This window comes from Desulfoluna spongiiphila (assembly GCF_900101345.1).
Lineage (GTDB): Bacteria > Desulfobacterota > Desulfobacteria > Desulfobacterales > Desulfolunaceae > Desulfoluna > Desulfoluna spongiiphila.
The window spans coordinates 1-20236 of sequence record NZ_FMUX01000029.1 but is presented as its reverse complement, the minus strand read 5'-3'; the positions used below and the strand labels follow the sequence as shown (position 1 = coordinate 20236).

Here is a 20236-nt window from a genome sequence, read left to right as displayed (position 1 = left end):
CCACCCCTTGGGCCGGAACACGGAGGCTGTCTCCTCCCGGCCCGGGCCTTTCCGGCACCGGGATCAAAAAATCTACAAAATTGTCAGTTCATTTTGGTGTTTGAAAAAATCCGAAAATGGAAATATGATACCCCCAGTGCAGTGAAGAGCAATTCAGAAAGGATGATCACCAGATCGCCGAAAGGAAAACGCAGACCAGGACACGGGGACCCTCCCCGGAAGTCCGGGGCGTCCTTTTTTTCTTCTCCACAACTTTAAAGATGGGGACAGGCGGCCACGGGTGATATCGGGGTGCAATTATGGTACAATCGGCAACCGTCGAGTTAAAAAAATCACGGGAAAAACTACAAGCCCTCGTTCGCAAAGGGCGGGGCAGTGCCCTGCTCATGGAGAGCACCGTGGCCGTGGACAACTACTTCTCCCAATGCTTTGGTGAGAGTGAATCCGGCCAGGCCCTGGCCATGGGCGGTCACCCCTTCTCCATCGTGGCCCTGGGGGGATACGGACGGCGGGAGCACTGCCTCCACTCCGATGTGGACATCCTTTTTCTGTTTGACAAAGAGGTGCCCGACGAAGCCGGAGGCCTCATCCAGGAAGTCATCTACCCCTTGTGGGACTTAAAGATGGAGGTGGGCTACGCCACGCGATCCATCCCCGAAACCCTGGAGATGGCGGCCAACGACCTCCACGTCCTGACCTCCATCCTGGACGCCCGCTTCCTCTGCGGGATGTCCCCCATCTACAGCGCCTTTATTCAGCAGTTCCGCAGCCGCTTCGTGGAGGGCAACCCCAAGCGCATCGTCACCCAGATCAACGACATGTGCCGGAGCCGCCACGAGACCTTCGGGGACGCCTCCTACCTCATGGAGCCCAACATCAAAAACGGCAAAGGGGGCCTGCGGGATTACCACAGCATGTACTGGCTCTCCCGTGTGCTGGTGGCGGCCCGGGAACCCCGGGACATGGAGTACGCGGGTTTCCTCTCCCACAAAGAGTTCAAGCGCCTGGAAGAGGCCCTGGCCTTTATCTGGAAGGTACGAAACCACCTCCACCTGATGAGCGGTCGCAAACTCGACCAGATCCACTTCGAGCACCAGGTGGAGCTTGCCGAAGCCATGCGGTTCCGGGGCCACACCCACGGCCAGAAGCCCGTGGAGCGCTTCATGGGAGAGCTCCACGGCCACATGGAGTTCATCAAGCACCACCTCACCCTCATGCTCACCCAGTGCACCCGATCCACCAAGGGCTTTCTGGGGCGCAGCCTCCTCAAACGCTCCCGCAAGGCCGGCATCATCTCCGACGGCGGCCTGGTCAACTTCGCCGATCCCGCCGAGGTGGTGAACCGCCCCTCCCTCATCATGGACCTCTTCGAGGAGAGCGCCCGCCTCCAGTACGCCCTGGGGGCCGACGCCCTGCGCACCATCGGGGAGTTCAGCCACCTGGTCCGGGGCTTCAGACGCGATGTCACCGTCATGAAAGCCATGGAACGCATCCTCTCCACGGCCACGGAAAAATTCAACGTCCTTGAAAAGATGCTGATCTCAGGCTTTCTGGAGACCCTGATCCCCAGCTTTGAGGGCATCGTCAACAGGATTCAGTACAACCGCTACCACATCTACCCCGTGGACCGGCACAGCCTCTACACCGTCCAGACCATCAACGAATTCTCAGACCCCAAATCCGAGCTCTGCACCCTCTACGGAAAAATCTTCGGCGAGGTCCAGGGCAAGGGCCGACTTCTCTGGGCCGCCCTGCTCCACGACATCGGCAAAGGGGAACCCGGGGAAGAGGACCACGGCATCTCCGGGGCCCGTCTGGCAAAAAAACTCCTGCTCTCCTGGGGCATGGGCAAAAAAAAGGTGGATGACATCGTCTTTCTCATCCAGCACCACCTTTACCTCGTCAACGTGGCCCGCAGGCGGGACATCGACGATGAAGAGACGGTGGTTTCCTGTGCCCGGACCATCCGTGACCCCAACCGGCTCAAGATGCTCTACCTCCTCACCGTGGCCGACTCCATCTCCACCGGCCCCAAGGCCTGGAACGCCTGGACGGAGAACCTGCTTCGGGACCTCTTCTTCAAGGTGCTGGACATCATCGAAAAGGGCGAACTGGCAACGGCCAAGAGCGAACGCTGCATCGAAAAAAAGAAGCAGGCCGTGCTCAAGCTGGTCAACACGGGAAAGGTGGAAAAGTACCTGCACACCATGCCCCCCCGGTACCTCCTCTACGCCTCGGTGGAGGAGATCGTGGAGCACCTGCGCCTCTATTTCATGATGGGAAAAGAAGGGGTGACCTTAAGCATCAAGAGAAAGGAGGGGAGCGCCTCCCGGCGTGCCGAGGTCTGCGGCAACGACCGCCCCGGCCTCTTCTCCAAACTGGCAGGGGTCTTTACCTTAAACGACCTCGACATCCTCTACGCCCAGGTCTACACCTGGGGGTACTCCACAGCCCTTGATATCTTCACGGTGAAGCCCTTTTTCGACCTCACCCGGGAAGAGGAGCGCTGGGAGCGGGTGGAAAAAAACATCAAGGAGGCCCTGGACGGACGCCTGGACATCCACTGGGCCCTCATGGAAAAGGAGTTCAACCCGGCCATCCGTAAAAAGATCACCATCTCCGACAAGCCCGACAGGGTGGAGCTGGACAACCTCGGGTCGAGTTTTTTCACCATCATCGAGGTCTATTCCGACGACTTTCCGGGCCTGCTCTTTGCCGTCACCGACGCCATTTTCCACCTGGACCTCAACATTCACTACGCCAAGATCACCACCCACGTGGACCAGGTGGTGGATATCTTCTACGTGCGCACCGTGGACGGCCAGAAGGTGATCGGGGCGGACGCCATCGCCCGGGTCAAGGAGGCCATCCTTGAAGCCATTTTACGAATGCGATTATAAAAAACATGGGATCATAAAGAAAAGGAGTGGGGTATGCGCAAAATCGAAACGATTATCAAGCCGTTTAAACTCGACGAAATCAAAGAAGCCTTAGGGGAGATCGGCATCCAGGGGATGACCGTCTCAGAGGTGAAGGGCTACGGACGCCAGAAGGGCCACAAGGAGATCTACCGGGGTGCCGAGTACGATGTGGACTTCGTGCCCAAGCTCAAGATCGAAATCATCACCGAAGCCTCCCGGGTGGACCAGATCGTGGAGACCATCCGCACCGTGGCCAACACAGGCAAAATCGGTGACGGAAAGATCTTTATCATCCCCGTGGAACGCGCCATTCGGGTCCGCACCGGCGAAGAGGGTTACGACGCCCTCTAACAGCATCCGGTCCATCGGTAAGGGGGAGGCCTCACAGCCCCCCCTTTTTTTGTGCCCCAAGGCAAGGCGTGGGCCGTTTACATTTTTGTCGCCTGTGACCTCTGCACATGCTGGATCTACCCAAACGCCCCGAAATGCCCCCCATCCGTGTTCTTCGAGTGGGAAAAAACACCGGATTTCATGGCTTTTTCCTGGAACAGACCGGGAACAACCGACACTTTTGTAAGACCTTTCCGGCAGCTTCTCACAAAAATGTCATATTCAACATTCCCCCTTGCCCCGCGGCATCAAATGAAATATTCTTGGATAACAGCATCCTATCCTGCCAACACCTATCTTGGCACACCTGTTGCAATATCATCCCCCCATAACCCGTTGCGGAACTGTTTCGGGACCACGATAACGAAACCGCGCAAACGCCCCCCAAAGGGCAACGGTGCTTCATCAATCCACAAGACGGAGAGAGCATTATGAACGGCAACACGGTGAGAAGGGAAGCCATCAGGGCCATCAACAACTACTCGTTCGAGACAACCATTGACTTTAAAAACTCATCGTCCATTGATCTCTTCGGGGACAATGTCTTCAGTATTTCCATCATGAAGAAGCGCCTGCCCAAGGACATCTTCAAGAAAATCAGCACCACCATGGAAGAAGGGACCCGCCTGGACGCCTCGGTGGCGGACGTGGTGGCCTCGGCCATGAAAGACTGGGCCCTGGACAACGGCGCCACCCACTACGCCCACGTCTTCTTTCCCTTAACCGGCCTCACCGCCGAGAAGCACGACAGCTTCCTCATGCCCGACCTGGCCGGCAACGCCATCGCCGAGTTCTCCGGGTCCACCCTCATCCAGGGGGAACCCGACGCCTCCAGCTTTCCCAACGGCGGCCTGCGTGAGACCTTTGAAGCCAGGGGATACACCGCCTGGGACGTCACCAGCCCCGCCTACATCATGGAGAACCCCAACGGGGCCACCCTGTGCATCCCCACCGCCTTTGTCTCCTGGACCGGCGAGGCCCTGGACAAGAAAACCCCGATCCTGCGCTCCATGCAGGCCCTCAACACCCAGGCCCAGCGCATCCTGAGGCTCTTCGGGGACGACTCCAACAAAATCGTCAACTCCACCTGCGGGGCCGAGCAGGAGTACTTCCTCATCGACCGCAACTTCGTCACCGCCCGGCCGGACCTCCTGGCCGCCGGTCGCTCCCTCTTCGGGGCCCCTGCGCCCAAAGGGCAGGAGTTCGACGACCACTACTTCGGCGCCATCCCCGACCGGGTCCTGGCCTACATGTGCGAGGTGGAACGAGAACTCTGCAAGCTCGGCATCCCCGTCAAGACCCGGCACAACGAGGTGGCCCCCTCCCAGTTTGAGCTCGCCCCGGTCTTTGAGACAGCCAACCTCGCCACAGACCACCAGCAGCTGGTGATGGTCACCCTGCGAAAAGTCGCCCGAAAGTACGGCCTGGCCTGCCTCCTGCACGAAAAACCCTTTGCGGGCATCAACGGCTCCGGCAAGCACGTCAACTACTCCTTCGGCAACGCCTCCCAGGGCAACCTCCTCGATCCCGGAGAAACCCCCCACGAGAACGCCCAGTTCCTCGTCTTCTGTGCCGCGGTAATCCGAGGGGTCCACAAATACGCCAAGCTCCTGCGCGCCGTGGCAGCCACAGCGGGCAACGACCACCGCCTGGGCGCCAACGAAGCGCCCCCGGCCATCATCTCCATCTTCCTGGGGGACCAGCTCACCGAGGTCTTCAAGCAGATCAAAAACGGAGACGCCACCTCATCCCAGGGCGGCGGCACCCTGAACATCGGCGTGGACTCCCTGCCCCGCCTTCCCAAGGACGCAGGAGACCGCAACCGAACCAGCCCCTTTGCCTTCACCGGCAACCGGTTCGAGTTCCGTGCCGTGGGCTCCGCCCAGTCTGTCTCCGGCCCCCTTGTGGCCATGAACACGATCTTTGCCGACTCCATCGACTACATCGCCACCGAGCTGGAAAGACGCACCGGGGGCGACGGCGCCAAGCTCAACGATGCGGTCAAAGAGGTCATCAAAGAGATCATTGACGCCCATGGCGAGGTGATCTTCAACGGCGACGGATACACCGACGCCTGGCAGGAAGAGGCGGCAAAACGGGGCCTTCCCAACCTGAAGACCACACCGGACTCCCTGCCCACCCTCATAGACGAGGACATCGTGGCCCTCTTCAGCAAATTCAAGGTCCTCTCCAAGGCCGAGCTGGAGAGCAGAACCGAGATCTACCTGGAGCAGTACAACCTGAAAATCGCCGTGGAAGCCAAGACATCCATCAAAATGACCGACACCCTCATCTACCCGGCAGCCGTGGCCCACCAGACCATGCTGGCCGACAACTGCATCAAGCTCCGGGAGCTGGGCCTGCCCTGCGACGATGAGTCCCTGGCGCGCATCACCTCCCTGTCGGCGGAACTCCGGGCCGCGTCAGCGCACCTCAAGGCCCTCATGGCCGATCACCACGGCGACACACTTGCCGAAGCCAAGCACTGCTGCGAAAAGGTCATCCCCGCCATGGGCGAGCTCCGGGCCGTTGCCGACGCCATCGAAGAGATGGTGGCCGATGAATTCTGGCCCCTGCCCACCTACCAGGAGATGCTCTTCATGAAATAGCACGGAACCCGGACCCCCTCTTGGGCCCCGGGTCCCCACGATTAACGTGCGCGTTCTTTTTATGCGGATGGATCGAACGCAAAGGGCCCGCCTCCGGGAATCTTCCCGGGGGCGTCCCGCACGCCGGCATGATCCTGTGCCAAAACGAAAAAGGGGAGGCCGATGACGGCCTCCCTTTTTTTATTTTTTCAACCACCTGCCGTTCCCCACCAAAGAACCTCGATCCCCCCTTGCAAAATCTCGGCACCTGGCCCATAAAAGAGGAACACCCCGCAGGGCCTCACGGAGACACTGATCACAGACAGCCGACACCTTGCTTCGCCGCCCCAAAGGCGAAGAGCCTGGTGCGGTGGGCATCATGTGCCGCCCCCCTGTACCTGAACCACCCCGATATGAAGGATACCCGCACGTGCTTAGGTCCCAAACCGCCCGACACACAGACACCCGGCCACCGGAGACAGACGAGCTCCCCCCCGACATACAGGAAGCCTGGCAACGAATGCTCTCGTTGCTCCGCTCCCTGCTGGAGGTGCCCGTGGTCCTTGTCATGCGCCTCTGTGCAAACGGCACGGAAACGGTGATGGTGAGCCGGGACGATGCGGCACCCCCATGGACAGAAGAGGCGTCTGCCCTGGCCCAGGGCATGGGTACCCCAAAGGAGTCAGCCTTCCTTGCCGAACCCATATGCCACGCCGACGGCCGGGTGTTCGGTACCCTCTGCGCCATGGACACAAAACCCAACCCCTTCAGCCACCGGGCCCTGCTCACCGAGTTCCGGCACACCATGGAGTCCCACCTCGCCCTCATGGAGACCCGCCGGAACCTAGAAAAAGAGACGGAACGGGCCGAAGCCCTCTCCAGCCAGCTTGCCCGGGAAGCCCTCACCGACCCTCTGACAGGCCTCCTCCACCGCTGCACCTTTGCCGATCGGTTCCACCAGGAGATCGCCCGCCACAAACGGGCACACCACCCCCTGTCCCTCATCCTCTGCAACCTGGACCACTTCCGGCCGTACAACGCCACCATGGGCCGCGCCCGGGGCGACGCCCTTCTGGTCACCCTGGCCGGGCTCCTCAAGGCGCGTCTGAGAACCCACGACCTTGTCTGGCGCTGGGGAGGCGACGAGTTCCTCCTGCTTCTGCCCGACACCCCCCTCATGGGCGCCGTGGAGGTGGTGGAATCCATCCGGCACATCGTGGAGGCAACCACGAAAAACGAGCCCGATCCCCGGGTCACCTTAAGCGCCGGGGCCACCAACCTCGCCCCCGAAGAGACCCAGGACACCTGCCTCGACCGCTGCAACAGCCTCCTCAAAGCCGCCAAGGCCAAAGGGCGCAACTGCGTAATCCTGGGGTAACCACAGAGGGCTCAGGAAAAACAAAAACAATGCCTCCGGCGGCGAGGTGTGCCACCTCGAAAGCAGATTGCGAATGCGCTTTCCCCTTCGTTCCTCAGGGAAAATCACATTCGCTATTGATTCAGATTAAACCGAATCTGTTTTTAAAACCTGTTTATTAAACTTTTTAAAAGTTTAGCCCCCGGCAGGGCCGCCGGAGGCATCTTTAACTTGGCTGCCTCCGGCGGCGCTTTTTTAAAGAAATCCGTGGCGTCCGATTTACTCATACCCCAGCACAAGCCCCACGCCCACCTCCTGCTGGGGGGCCACCTCGGCCAGGGCTTTGCGCGAGGGGAAATCGGTGCAGTGGCAGGCGTGAAGGGCTGAGAGGTTGAGCGATTTCATGTACGCAAGAGTCCCTTCCAGCTGGTGGGGGCTCGGGGAAAGCAGATGAAGCCCTCCCACGATGTCTGTCACCCGGTCCTCTCCGCACACCCGCCGGGCATGCTCCACGATGTTGCAGATGCCCGCGTGGGAGCAGCCGGTGATCACCACCAGCCCCTTGTCCCCCTTCCAGGCCAGGGCCGTGTCGTCCAAAAGCATGTCCGGCGCCCCGTTCATGACCCCCAGGGGGCTTTTTCCCTCAAAATCGTTCTCCCGGGGAATCTCCCCCAGAAACCAGAGGCGCTCCGTCAGCTGCACCGGCTCCCGGGTCAGGCCCATGGGAAAATGCTCGCCAAGCTTCTCCGCGGAAACCAGGGACCCGATCTCCCCCATACCCGGAAAGGTGCGGGTGGCAAACGCCTCAGGATGGGCCGTGACCTGTGGCCGATGGTGGGGCCGCCCCTCCATGGCGGCAACGGAAAAGGCCCGCATCAACGGCTCCACCCCCCAGGTATGGTCCGCGTGACCGTGGGAGAACACCAGGTGGTCCAAGTGCAACAGATCCACCCCCATCTTCTCCGCGTTCCTCAAGAAAATATCGCTGTACCCGCAGTCAAAGAGCACCCTCTGCCCATCGGCTTCGATCAGAACGGAAAAGGCCGGCTCGGCCAGAAAATAGCGGTCAATGATCGTGGTGTTGTCCACGAGAATGGTCAGTTTCATCAGATGCTCCTTGGGAAATATTCGAGTTTGCCTCCGGCAGCAAGGTGGGGGCACCTTGAAACCCTATGGCGAATGCATGGAGGCTGTCATTGTACTACGTTTTCGGGGCATTCGCGTGACGTGTAAGACCCGATAACCGTTTCTGCGAAAAAGACCCTTTTCATTCTTCAAAAAAACAAACGACGCGCCAGTTGTCCACGGGCGCAGCCCGTCAGCGAATGTGACGGGGCGAGGTACGAGCCCCGGAGCATTCGCGACCTTGGGGTCCAGGGGATTTTTCCCCTGGCCGCCGGAGGCTCTTTTCCCCATCCCCTGCCTACCCCCCGATCAGGGCGCACACCTCCCTGGCAATGGCAAGGGAGGCGGTGAGGCCCGGGGATTCGATGCCGATGAGGTGGACATGGCCTTTGAGGGGATCGCTGTGGATGAGAAAGTCTGCCGCCGGATCATTGGGTTTCTGGCGCTTGGGGCGGATACCTGCCATGTCCGGGCGGAGTATGGAAGGGGCAATCCCTTTCAGGTAGCGGCTTGCAGCCCGGTGAAAATCAGCCAGGTGGCTGGGGTCGACCCGGTAGTCTTCCTCTTTGTCGGGAAGGTAAAGGGCGTTGGGGCCCAGGCGAACGGTGCCGTCAAGGCCTAAGGTGGCGTGGGTGCCCAGGCCCTGGTTGGCCGGTTCGGGCACCGGGTAGACCAGGGTGGTGAGATGGCCTGCGGGCAGGTCCAGGGCGGCGTACTCCCCTTTCCACCAGTGAAGGGCCGCCGTTTCCGGTGGCAGGCCCATGAAGCCTGCCACGCGGTCTGAAAAAAGACCGGCGGCGTTGATGAGAAGTCCGGTGGTGACGGCCTCTTGTCGGCCGTCCCGGTAGCGCACCGTCAGGCGGCTGCCCGAGGCTTCGGTCTCCACAGCCACGGCTTCGGTTTCAAAGGAGAAAAGGGTGCCCGCCTTTTTGGCCCGGGCGAAGAGTTTTCGCATGAGGCCGTGGGCGCTGACGATGCCTGTTGAGGGCGAATAAAGGGCCTCCCGGGCACGGACATTGGGCTCCATGGCCCGGACCTGGGCCCAGGTGAGCCGCTCTAAATCCGTCACCCCGCAGGCGCGGGCGTTGGCCTCAAGGCGATCCAGTTCGGCAATCTCCTCGGCGCAGGTGGCCACAATCAGCTTGCCGCAGCGGCGGTGAGGCACCCGGTGCCGCTCACAGAACCCATACAGCAACTCCCTGCCCGACACGCAGAGCCGGGCCTTAAGGGACCCTTGGAGGTAGTAGATCCCCGCGTGGATCACCTCGCTGTTGCGGCTGCTCACGCCCCTGCCGAAGCCTTCCTCTTTGTCGATGACAAGGACCCGGCCAAAGACTTTCGAAAGGGCCTCGGCCACGGCCAGCCCCACCACCCCGGCACCCACAACGGTCACGTCAAAATCCATGGTGATTTCATTTCCTTGATCCTGGGTTGGAAAACGTTGACACCCGCTTGCGTTCGGTTATATCACTCAGGGCGATCAGGGCAAGGAAATGGGGCCGCCGAGGCGAGGAAGCCGGCGCAAAAAAAGCCGCAATGGTGTATGATGTGCTTTGTGTAAGCACGGACCAACGAGGGTCTTTGGAATTCCCTTGACGTGAACCGGAAGAGCTCCGGTGGCAAGGCACCCCACCTTGAAAGCAGGATTCACATAAAAGTTTGGCCCCCGGCAGGGCCGCCGGAGGCAAAAAGCCCCCGCAAGCCAAGGAGACAAGATCAGATGCACCTTTCCACCATGGGATGGGATACGTTTTTTGAAGACCAGAAAAAGGCCCTGAAAAAGGTCAACGGCCGCCTTGCGCGGGTCACGGGCCTGCAGAAAAACCACGTCCGCATCCATGACGGAGAGGAAGAGGTGGTGGTCAAGGCCCGGGGACGCATCGTCCGGGGCCACGGCAAGAACACCCTTTTCCCCGTTCCCGGTGATTTTGTCATTGAAAAGGACGGGGTGGTCACCCGGGTCTTTGCCCGGAAAAACCAGCTGGTAAGGGGAGCTGCCGGACGGCGCGGCAAGCTGGACGCCGCCCCCAAGGCCAAGCAGGTCATCGCCTCCAACATCGACACGGTTTTCATCGTCACCGGCCTGGACCGGGACTACAACCTGCGGCGTATCGAGCGCTACCTCACCCTCATCTACAACAGCAACATGGCCCCGGTGGTGATCCTGAACAAGGCCGACCTCCACGACGACCCCGCCCCCTTCAAGGCCGAGGTGGAAGAAATCGCCGTGGACGTGCCCGTGCACCTCATCTCCTCCACGGACGGTTCGGGGGTGGACGCCCTGGCCCCCTACATCAGCGAGGGAAAAACGGTGTGCCTCATGGGCTCGTCCGGTGCCGGAAAGTCCAGCCTGGTCAACGCCATCGCAGGTGATGAGATCCGCATCGTGGGCGAGGTGAGCGACTTCGACGGCAAGGGCATGCACACCACCACCACCCGGGACATGATCTTCCTTGCCTCCGGGGGTATGATCATCGACAACCCCGGCATCCGGGAAATCTCCCTCTCCGACGAAGAGGGCGGCGTCAAAGACACCTTCCCCGACATCGAAGACCTCGCCGCAGGCTGCCGCTTCAACGACTGCTCCCACCAGCAGGAACCCGGCTGCAACGTCATCCGCGCCGTGGAAGAGGGCACCCTGGCCCCGGACCGCCTCTTCAACTTCCTTAAAATGCGTTTAGAACTCACCTTCCTCTCCGACCGGGACGCAAAAACCGCCGACCGCATCGAAAAAGAGAAGTGGCGGGACGTGGCCAAATACCTGAAAGACGCGAAAAAAAGGACGTAGAGGCTCGGCCAAAAAAATATCGTTCCCCCAGCAGTGTTGGCCCTTTAAGCGATGATGATCCACCGATGTCGGAAATAATGAAAGTAAACGATAAAACCCGCCTCTCCTGCAGAGGCGGTTGCCACATGTCACACGTCACGCGAATGCCTCGATAACACCCAAAAAATGACAACCTCCATGCATTCGCCATAGGGTTTCCAGATGCCCCCACCTGGCCGCCGGAGGCAAAATCTAAAGGCGTTGGCCCTGCCCCCTCCCCCCATCATGAAAGCGCCTCCTCCCCCTCATCCCGGAACCGCTCGGCAACCCGGATAAAGGCCGCCTCACACCGCAAAAACGCCGCCACCACGTCGGGGTCGAAGTGGGAGCCCCCCTGATCCAAGAGAAACATTTTGGCCTCTTCGTGGGAGAAGGCCTTTTTGTAGACCCGCTCCGAGCGCAGGGCGTCGTAGACATCGGCCAGGGCCATGAGGCGGGCGGACAAGGGGATGGCCGTGCCGGCCAGGCCCCTGGGGTAGCCGCTGCCGTCCCACTTTTCGTGGTGGGCCGAGGCGATCTCCCCTGCATGAATGAGAAACGCGGCGTCTTCCCCCATCTGCTCGGCGGCACGGGCAATGGCCTCCTCCCCGTAGGTGGTGTGCTTTTTCATGATCTCAAACTCTGCCTCGGTCAGGGGCCCGGGTTTCAGGAGAATGGCGTCGGGCACCCCCACCTTGCCGATGTCGTGCAGTGGAGCCGTCTTGTAAAAAAGGTCGATGAGGGGGCCATCCAGGCCGTGGGGTTCTGCCAGCTCCTCGGCCAGCAGGCGGACGTAGTGCTGGGTGCGGCGAAGGTGGGCGCCGGTTTCGTTGTCCCGGGTCTCGGCCAGGGTAGCCATGCTGTTGATGATCACATCCCGGAGCAGCTCCATGGCGGCGTTCTGCTCTTTAAGGCCCTCGATCATGCGGTTGGTGTACCCTGCGATGATGCCGAACTCGTCGTTAAAGGCCACGGGCACCCGGGTGTCCAGGTTCCCCTGGGCCACGTCCGTGAGGGTCCGTGTCTCCTCGGAGACAAAGAGCCGAAGGTTCTTGGCATAGGTGACGATAAGATTGGCCGTGTAGGCGGCCAGGATGAGAATGATGAAACCGATCTCGACCAGGACCGCCCGCCGCGCCATGGCCAGGTTGTCGATGCCCACGGTCATGAGCCAGTTCAGGTCAAAGGAGATGACGAAGTAGAGGATCACCATCACGGAAAACAGAGAGATCACCGTCACCAGGGTAAACTTCTGGGGGACGGTCAAGAGCGGCACGGCAACGGCCAAAGGGTTGCCCCCGCGCCGCAGGGCCAGGAGGCGATCCTGGGTAAGGGCCAGGTCCGCGCCGATGAAAAACCCCATGATCAAAAACCCGGTGCCCAGCCTGAGGGTGCTCTCCATGTCCGCCCCGTAGCGCACCATGTTGTGCACCCCGATGCCGTACCCGGCCAGGGCAAAGAGGCAAAGGTCCACCACCAGCTGCACCCCCACCTGCCGCTGGAGCCCCACCCGCGTGAAGACCCACCGGCTTGATGCCATGCGAAGCCCCCGGCAGACCAAAAGCAGCACCACCAGGTGAAGCCCCCAGAGCCAGAGGGGAAAACTCTCCACCACCGGGCACACCTGCCCCCCGTACACCCCCATGACGCAGACGAGCAGGGCAAAATGGATCGAGGCCCGACCGTCGTGCTCCAGCTCTTCGCTGACAACCCGGTATCGCATGAACACCTCCATAAAAATGAAAAGCCCTTGCGTGTTTGACAGGACGTGGCGCAACCCAATCGTGGCATGGAATATGTTTTTATGTCAATGCGTTGAGGCCCTGTCAGGGCGCTATTTCCGCCGCTTGGCACCATGCCCCTGTTCCCAGGCTTTTCACCACCGGGCTCCCCTTGCCCCAAAAAGCTTTACACCACCCGCATCAGAGGTTTATGACCTTGAAGGTTGTTTGGTATGCGAACAAAGGAAAAGGAGAGAGAAAATGACGACAGGCACGGAGATCAAAGATTACGACAGCTGGCAGCTCCCCCTCATCTCGGATTATGTCCGCAAATGGGCGAAACTCACCCCTTCAAACGACGCCCTCATATCGGCGGAAACCGGCCAATGCTTCTCCTACCGGGAGTTTGACGAGGCAAGCGACCTCTACGCCATGGCCCTGACAAAGATGGGGCTTGAAAAAGGCGACATCCTCGTCACCCAGTTCCTGGCCGTGCCGGAATTCTTCCTCCTGGTCTACGGCTGCCTCAAGGCCGGGGTCATCATCTCTCCTGTGGACATCCGCCTCCAGCCCCACGAGGTGGTGCGGGACATCGGCAAAGTGCAGGCCAAAGCGTTTTTCTGTCCGGGCACCACCCCCATGAAAGACTTCACCGAGGTGGTTCAAGCCGTCCGGCAGGAGTGCCCCTCGGTTACCCACATCGTTCAGTGGATGCCCTTTGGCCTGCCCGGGGACATGGCCGAGGGCTCCCTTGGGTTCGACAGACTCTTCGGGGAAGAAGCCCTTGCCGCCCTCAAGCAGGACACCGCCCTCCGAGGCGCTGTGCGCAACGTGGAAAACGCCCTCACCACACGCGACCCGGCCCTTATCATCTTCACCACCGGTACCACCGGGGACCCCAAGCCCGCCCTGCTCTGCCACGAGAACATCCTCATCAACAACATGGTGGCCGGCCGGGGAGCCAGCCTCTACGGCACCAACTTCCGCCTCCTGAACGTCATGCCCACCAGCCACGTGGCCGGCACCTCCCAGGGCCCCATGAGCGCCTGGTTCGCGGGCGGCTCCGTCTGCTCCATGGGCTTTTTCGCCCCGGACAAGGCCATGGAAGCCCTGGCAACCTACCGGAGCACCTTCATCGGCGGGGTACCCACCCACTTCCGCATGCTCTGGGCCCTGCCCGACTACGAGACCTACGACCGCAGAAGCCTGCGCTTTGCCCTCTACGGCGGCAGCGCCGTGGACACCGCCTTTCTGGAGCAGCTGGCCGAGATGTCCCCCCTCTTCGGCACGGCCTACGGCATGACCGAGTCCGGGGGCTTCTTCTCCGCCACCCCCAAAGGACTCTCCGTTTCCGAAATGTCCGGCCAGGTGGGCCAGTTCTTCCCGGACCTGGCCCCGGTGACCATCCGCAAGCCCATGAACCCGGATGGCACCGCAGGCGAGGTGGTGCCCAAAGGCGAGGTGGGTGAAATCTGCGTGGAGGGAGGCATTGTCTTTTTAGGCTACGTCAACAACGAAGAGGCCACCCGGGCCTGCCGCACCACCGAGGGCATCCTCTACACAGGGGACATGGGGTCTTTAAAACCCATGGGCGGCTACGAGGCCATCGTCTTTGCCGGGCGCCGCAAGTTCGTCATCAAGCCCAAGGGCTACCTGGTCTTCCCGGACGAGGTGGCCGACCACCTCACCCGCCACCCCAAGGTGAGCCAGGCCCAGGTGGTGGGCGCCCCCCACGACCTCTTCACCGACGGGGTCTTTGCCTTTGTCCAGCCCACGGAAGAGGGGGGCATCACCGAAGAGGAGCTGGCCGCCCACTGCAAACAGATCGCCTCTTACAAGCGCCCCTGCCACGTCCACTTCTGGCCCGTGGGCGAACAATTTCCCGTCAACAAAGTCAACAAGGTGGACCTGCTGACCCTCACCCACCAGGCCGAGGAGATTGTGGAAGAACTCAGGGAACAGGGGGGGTGGGACAGGTAGGAGGTACAGAGCAAAAACAAGCCTCCGGCGGCCAGGGGATAAATCCCCTGGACCCCAGGTTTGTGAATGCTCTTTCGCCTTCGTTCCCAGGCTCCGCCTGGGAATGATGCACGGAGGCTCTGCCTCCACCATTGAGAGCGTTTCACCCTGTAAATTTATCCTTTATGCCGCTCTGCTTCATTCATGCAAGGCGATGCCTCCAAACCACGTAAGGCAAAACATCGCAAAAACGGGTTGCCCCCGGTGTACCTTCCAGAGTCACACAAAGGCCCTGCACCGGCTTTGACGTTTTCATTTTCCGTCAGCGGTGTTACAACACGTGGAAATTGTGCTTCTTTTTCACCAAACGCATTCCACGGGAGGAGATTTTCATGGTCATTGATTTCCACACCCATGTGTTCCAGGACGAGGTGATACAAAACCGCGCCGCCCACCTGGCCGACGAACCCGAGTTCGCCCTGCTCTACGAATCCCCCAAGTCCACCATGGTGGACGCCGAGACCCTCATCGCCGTCATGGACGAAGACGGGGTGGACAAATCGGTGATCTTCGGGTTTCCCTGGCGAAGCGAGAAACGATTCCGGGACAACAACGACGCAGTGATCGAAGCCGTAAAAAAATTTCCGGACCGGCTCATCGGCATGGCCTGTTTTGACCTGAGCGCCAAGGGCGCGGCCGCCGAGACCACCCGTTGCCTGGATGCAGGGCTCAAAGGGGTAGGGGAGCTGGCCTTTTACCACTCCGGCATCGACTCTGAGGCCCTTGCCCTCATGGAACCCGTCATGGGCCTCTGCCGGGAAGCAAACGTGCCGGTGGTGATCCACACCAACGAGCCCGTGGGCCACCCCTACCCGGGCAAAACCCCCATCACCTTAGGGCAAATCTACAACCTGGCCGCCCGCTACCCGGACAACCGCATCGTCCTCTGCCACTGGGGCGGGGGCATCTTCTTTTTCAACCTGCTCAAAAAAGAGGCCAAAAAGACCCTGAAAAACCTCTGGTTCGACACCGCCGCCTCCCCGTACCTCTACGATGCCGAGATATACGAAACAGCAGCAAAGCTTGCAGGGGAAGACCGCATCCTCTTCGGAAGCGATTACCCCCTGATCCGGCCCTCCCGCTACCTCAAAGAGGTCCAAGGCAACGTGGCAGACGAGGCCCTGAGGCAAAAAATCTTAGGGAAAAACGCCGCGGACCTCTTCGGAATATAAAAGATCGGGAATGCTCTTGAGCCTTCGTTCCTCAGGCTCATCACATTCCCTGAGGCAATACCCTAAAATAAAAGTAACTATTCAGCACCAATTTGCCTCCGGCGGCCCTGCCGGGGGCCAAACGTTTAAAAAGTTTAACAAACAGATTTTGCCAACTGTTTGGACATTCTGGAAGGTCGTCGACGATCCATGAAGAGTTACCGAAAAGAGCTTTGGTTTGAGGTGCCTGCCCGGCGGGCCTTTATCAACATCACCCCGGAGGTTTCGGCCTGCCTGGCCGAAAGCGGGGTCAAGGAGGGCCTGGTGCTGGTCAACGCCATGCACATCACGGTCTCGGTGTTTATCAACGACGACGAAAAAGGGCTCCACCACGATTATGAGGTGTGGCTGGAAAAGCTGGCTCCCCACGAGCCGGTGAGCGGATACCGCCACAACGTGGGAGAGGACAACGCCGACGCCCACATGAAGCGCCAGGTCATGGGCCGGGAGGTGGTGGTGGCCGTCACCGAAGGCGCCCTTGATTTCGGCACCTGGGAGCAGATTTTTTACGGAGAGTTCGACGGCAGGCGGCCCAAGCGGGTCCTTGTGAAAATCATCGGAGAGTAGGCATGGCCGGATATGAAAAAATGGCGCCCGGGGTGTTTCGGATCCGCCAGGAAGTTCGAAAAGGCTGGGTCCCCTTTGCCATGAACCTGTATGCCCTGCCCGGTACGGACGGGCTCCTGTTTGACGCGGGTTCCGGGACCAAAGGGGCGGTGGCCCATGTGGCTCGGTGCCTTAAAGACCTGGAGCGGGAGACCGGCTCACGGGTTCGGCAGATCCTTCCCAGCCACGCCCACTGGGATCACTTTTCCGGGGCCTCGGCCCTGGCCGACAAGCGCCCCATGCGGGTCCTGCTCACCGAAGCCATGGTGCCCCTGGTCCGCACCCGGGCCTGCTACCGGGCGGCATACCGGGAAGGGACAAGCGCCCTTCGGCCCAGGGCAGGCGCCCTCAACGAGGCATGCCGGGCCCTGGGGGGACGCCTCATCGACGAAGCCTTCTCCCTGTCCATGGGCATCCGGGCCGTCACCGGCCCCTTTTCCCCCCTGGCCGTGGGGGATCACCTTGCAACCGACGCGGGCACCTGGGAGGTCCTGGCCGGCCCGGGGCACTGCGACGCCCACATCATGCTCTGGAACGCGGAGACCGGCATCCTCCTCGGCGGGGACAACGTCTTATCCCACATCACCACCTGGCTGGGCCCGCCCCGATCGGACCTCATCGCCTACCAGAAAACCCTGGAGACCATCCGGGAGCTGCCCGGGCTGCGACTCATCCTCCCGGCCCACGGCCGACCCGTCACCGACCCCGTCAAGCGCACCACCCAGCTCATCGCCCACCGAAAAAAACGGCTCACCGAGATCAGGGAAAAGGTGGAGGCCGCAGGCCCCAGGGGGCTCACCGGCAGGAGCCTGGTCCGTCACTACTACCCGCGCATGGCGCCCTTAAAACGCAGCATCGCCCAGGGCTGGATCGAAGCCACCCTTCTGTACCTCCTCCAGGAAGGGGACGTGGCCCGCACCGCGGAAAAAGGGCTCTGGCGCTACCACCCGCTGTAAAGGAAAAGGCATGCCAAAGGTCACGACGTGCCGTAGATATTTACAATGCCACCAGCCATGGGATAAACTTTGCATTTTGCGTTGGGGCCATTCGTTTAGGGTGGGGGGACTTTCCACACACTCATGTTAGCTGCTCAGTTGACCTCCAGCAGGGCCCCGGAGGCTATTTGGGGTTGAATAATTACCGAATCATTTACCATTAAAGGTTCAAGACATCATGGTGTGGCTTCGTTTGTTTTCTGTGTCGTTCATCGGGTTAACCGGGCTGGGAACCCTGTTACGCCTGTTTTTCTACCTCTGCCACCGGGAAGGCTTCCCCGGCATTTCTCTCGGCGAGGTGGGCTACGCCTTGGCCTGGGGCCTCCGGTTCGATGTTGCCCTGGCGGCCATCTTCACCCTCCTGAGCCTCCTGCTGGGGGCCCTTCTCTTTTTCGGCCTCAAAAAACGACCATGGGCCCTGGCCCCCCTGGCCCTGTCCGCAACGGCCGTGGTGGCCCTCCAGACCTCGGACATCATGTACTTCCATGATGCCAACCGCCACATCGGCTACGAGCTCTCGGATGCGGCCACAGATCTGGGAAGCCTTGTGGCCACAGCCTTCTCCCAATACACCCCCATCACCATGGGTGGGTTTCTTGTGCTGGGCCTGGCCGTCGGAACCATCTTCAAAACCCGAAGCTGGATTTTAAAGGAGACCCCGACCCGACTGGGCTTCGTTAAGGGACCTCTGGCCTGCCTGATGGCCGCGGCCGTCCTTGTCATCTCCGTGCGCGGCGGTGTCACCGACCTTCCCATGAAGCCCCTTTTCGCCTACAAAATCGGGGACCCTGTCCTGGCCGACCTGGCCCTTAACGGCGGCTACAGTGGCCTCTACTACCTTTTTCGCAACCGGGGCAAGGTGACCCAGGTCCCTCTACCGGCACCCGTCTCCCGGGACGACCAGCGCAGGATTCTCACCCGACTCTACCCGGATGCCCCTTCCGAAGAGGCCCTGACCTTTCGCCCCATGAACGTGGTGGTACTCCTCCTTGAAAGCTGGCCGGCATCCCTGATGCACAGCTACGGGTACAAACACGAGACCACCCCCTTTTTCGACAGCCTGGCGGACCGTGGGCTCCGGGCCGACGCCATGATAGCAGGCGGTCATCGCACCACCGAGGGGATCTTCACCACCTTCTGCTCCTATCAGAACCCCCTGGGCCAGACCCTGGCCAAGAGCCAGCTCACCACCTACCCCTACCAGAGCCTGGCCCAGAGCCTTGCGGACAGCGGTTGGCACACCCTCTTTTTCCAGGGGACGCGCAAGGACACCAGCGGCACCGGGGCCTTTGCCCAGAGGCTGGGGTTCCAGCAGAGCTTCGGCAAGGAAGAGATCAAAAAACGGCCCCTCGGCACCAACCAGTGGGGAGTGTACGACCAGGATCTCTACGCCTTTATCCTGAAGACCCTCAAGACCACAAAGCAGCCCTTTCTGGCCGGGATCAACACCTGCACCACCCACGACGACTCCCTGCCCCCTTCAGTGCCCCCCGCCTTCGGCATGGACACCCCGCTGAACCGAAAATTAAGCGTCCTGCGCTTTGCGGACGAGGCCCTGGAAGGGTTCATCACTGCCTACGAGGCGGACCCGGATTTCGGTCCCACCCTCTTTGTCCTCCTGGCCGACCACACCGCCGGAATCGACGGTCCGGCCCTGACCCAGTACCTTATCCCCTTTACCCTCTTTGCCACCGACGAGTCGGTGCCCCCCCAGGCCCTTAACGACCTGGTCTCCCAGCGGGACATCGCCCCCACCGTGGCGCACCTGCTGCAAGGAGAAATACCGGCCTTTACCGGCCGCTCCCTGCTCAAAAAGGGCCCCCGGGCCGCCGACTACTATCACCAGGGTCTTTTGGGCTGGGTGGAAGGGGACCACGTGGTGGAGATCAACATCCTGGGGTCCGGGGAAGCGAACACCTTCCTGCGCGGCGGCCCGCTGGACCCGCTCACGGCCGTGGCCGCCGATGCCGTCCACGCCCGGATGGTAAAAGAAGCCCTGGCCTTTACCCAGCGCTCCCAGAATCTGCTCTTTGAAGGCAGGACCCTGGACTTTTTCGACATCTTTAAAGCCCCTTCCAACGTGAAGGGCACAAACTAAAAACGATGCCTCCGGCGGCGAGGTGTGCCACCTCGAAAGCAGGTTGCGAATGCGCTTTCCCCTTCGTTCCTCAGGGAAAATCACATTCGCTATTGATTCAGATTAAACTGAATCTGTTTTTTAAACTTTTTAAAAGTTTAGCCCCCGGCAGGGCCGCCGGAGGCCATCTGCGCCCTCCGGTAAGAGCCCCGCACTTTTTTTCTACGCAAATCCCATGGTTTGAGCTACTATGGCAATAACCATGGGCCACCCCGACAATCCGACCCCATGGCCCCATTCAACCGCCGAACGGGCGCCCAGAAATGAGTATCTTAAACACGCGCCCCGACAAAACACGCCAGCCAGACACCTTAAATATAAAACGCTCCCATCACCCTTCGGGGCTCCTCCCCGAACAGA

The 20236-nt window shown here is 60.8% G+C and carries 14 protein-coding genes; 10 read left to right on the top strand and 4 right to left on the bottom strand.

Annotated features, from left to right (window positions below; genetic code table 11):
* Positions 1-299 precede the first annotated feature (299 nt).
* The 4 genes from glnD to BLQ12_RS24875 all read left to right on the top strand — a co-directional run bounded on the left by glnD (position 300) and on the right by BLQ12_RS24875 (position 7277).
* On the top strand, positions 300-2900 hold the full coding sequence (gene glnD / locus BLQ12_RS24890) for a [protein-PII] uridylyltransferase (protein WP_092215370.1): 2601 nt from the start codon (positions 300-302) through the stop codon (positions 2898-2900).
* A gap of 33 nt (positions 2901-2933) precedes the next feature.
* A complete protein-coding gene (locus BLQ12_RS24885) occupies positions 2934-3272 on the top strand; it encodes a P-II family nitrogen regulator (RefSeq protein WP_092215368.1) in 339 nt (112 codons plus the stop codon).
* 470 nt (positions 3273-3742) lie between these two features.
* Complete coding sequence (locus BLQ12_RS24880; protein ID WP_092215366.1) at positions 3743-5920, top strand: glutamine synthetase III family protein; 2178 nt, start codon at positions 3743-3745, stop codon at positions 5918-5920.
* Between the two features lie 409 nt (positions 5921-6329).
* Complete coding sequence (locus BLQ12_RS24875) at positions 6330-7277, top strand: GGDEF domain-containing protein (protein ID WP_139164107.1); 948 nt, start codon at positions 6330-6332, stop codon at positions 7275-7277.
* Between the two features lie 258 nt (positions 7278-7535).
* Here the strand turns inward: BLQ12_RS24875 and BLQ12_RS24870 are convergent, their stop codons facing one another.
* Positions 7536-8363: an MBL fold metallo-hydrolase gene (locus BLQ12_RS24870; RefSeq protein ID WP_092215362.1), complete on the bottom strand. Its 828-nt coding sequence runs from the start codon at positions 8361-8363 to the stop codon at positions 7536-7538.
* Between the two features lie 316 nt (positions 8364-8679).
* Positions 8680-9786: an NAD(P)/FAD-dependent oxidoreductase gene (locus tag BLQ12_RS24865; RefSeq protein ID WP_092215361.1), complete on the bottom strand. Its 1107-nt coding sequence runs from the start codon at positions 9784-9786 to the stop codon at positions 8680-8682.
* A gap of 315 nt (positions 9787-10101) precedes the next feature.
* Between BLQ12_RS24865 and rsgA the strand changes: the two genes are divergently transcribed.
* Complete coding sequence (gene rsgA / locus BLQ12_RS24860) at positions 10102-11169, top strand: ribosome small subunit-dependent GTPase A (RefSeq protein ID WP_092215358.1); 1068 nt, start codon at positions 10102-10104, stop codon at positions 11167-11169.
* A gap of 262 nt (positions 11170-11431) precedes the next feature.
* Here rsgA and BLQ12_RS24855 read toward each other — a convergent pair whose 3' ends face one another.
* Complete coding sequence (locus BLQ12_RS24855) at positions 11432-12910, bottom strand: HD-GYP domain-containing protein (protein ID WP_139164106.1); 1479 nt, start codon at positions 12908-12910, stop codon at positions 11432-11434.
* A gap of 259 nt (positions 12911-13169) precedes the next feature.
* Here BLQ12_RS24855 and BLQ12_RS24850 point away from each other — a divergent pair, with 259 nt between their 5' ends.
* On the top strand, positions 13170-14888 hold the full coding sequence (locus tag BLQ12_RS24850) for a class I adenylate-forming enzyme family protein (RefSeq protein WP_175470058.1): 1719 nt from the start codon (positions 13170-13172) through the stop codon (positions 14886-14888).
* 155 nt (positions 14889-15043) lie between these two features.
* On the opposite strand, the gene BLQ12_RS27170 is transcribed toward BLQ12_RS24850, so the two are convergent.
* A complete protein-coding gene (locus BLQ12_RS27170; RefSeq protein WP_139164105.1) occupies positions 15044-15277 on the bottom strand; it encodes a hypothetical protein in 234 nt (77 codons plus the stop codon).
* On the opposite strand from BLQ12_RS27170, the gene BLQ12_RS24845 reads away from it, so the two are divergent.
* From BLQ12_RS24845 to BLQ12_RS24830, 4 genes are all read left to right on the top strand, one after another.
* Positions 15260-16099 carry an amidohydrolase family protein gene (locus tag BLQ12_RS24845; protein WP_092215352.1) on the top strand — a complete coding sequence of 280 codons (840 nt, stop codon included), beginning with the start codon at positions 15260-15262 and terminating at the stop codon, positions 16097-16099. The two genes, BLQ12_RS27170 and BLQ12_RS24845, sit on opposite strands and share 18 nt — an antisense overlap.
* A gap of 189 nt (positions 16100-16288) precedes the next feature.
* A complete protein-coding gene (locus tag BLQ12_RS24840) occupies positions 16289-16705 on the top strand; it encodes a secondary thiamine-phosphate synthase enzyme YjbQ (RefSeq protein WP_092215350.1) in 417 nt (138 codons plus the stop codon).
* Between the two features lie 2 nt (positions 16706-16707).
* Entirely contained in the window at positions 16708-17700 is a 993-nt protein-coding gene (locus tag BLQ12_RS24835; protein WP_092215348.1) for an MBL fold metallo-hydrolase, read from the top strand.
* 217 nt (positions 17701-17917) lie between these two features.
* Complete coding sequence (locus BLQ12_RS24830; RefSeq protein WP_092215346.1) at positions 17918-19837, top strand: LTA synthase family protein; 1920 nt, start codon at positions 17918-17920, stop codon at positions 19835-19837.
* The last annotated feature ends 399 nt before the right edge of the window (positions 19838-20236 follow it).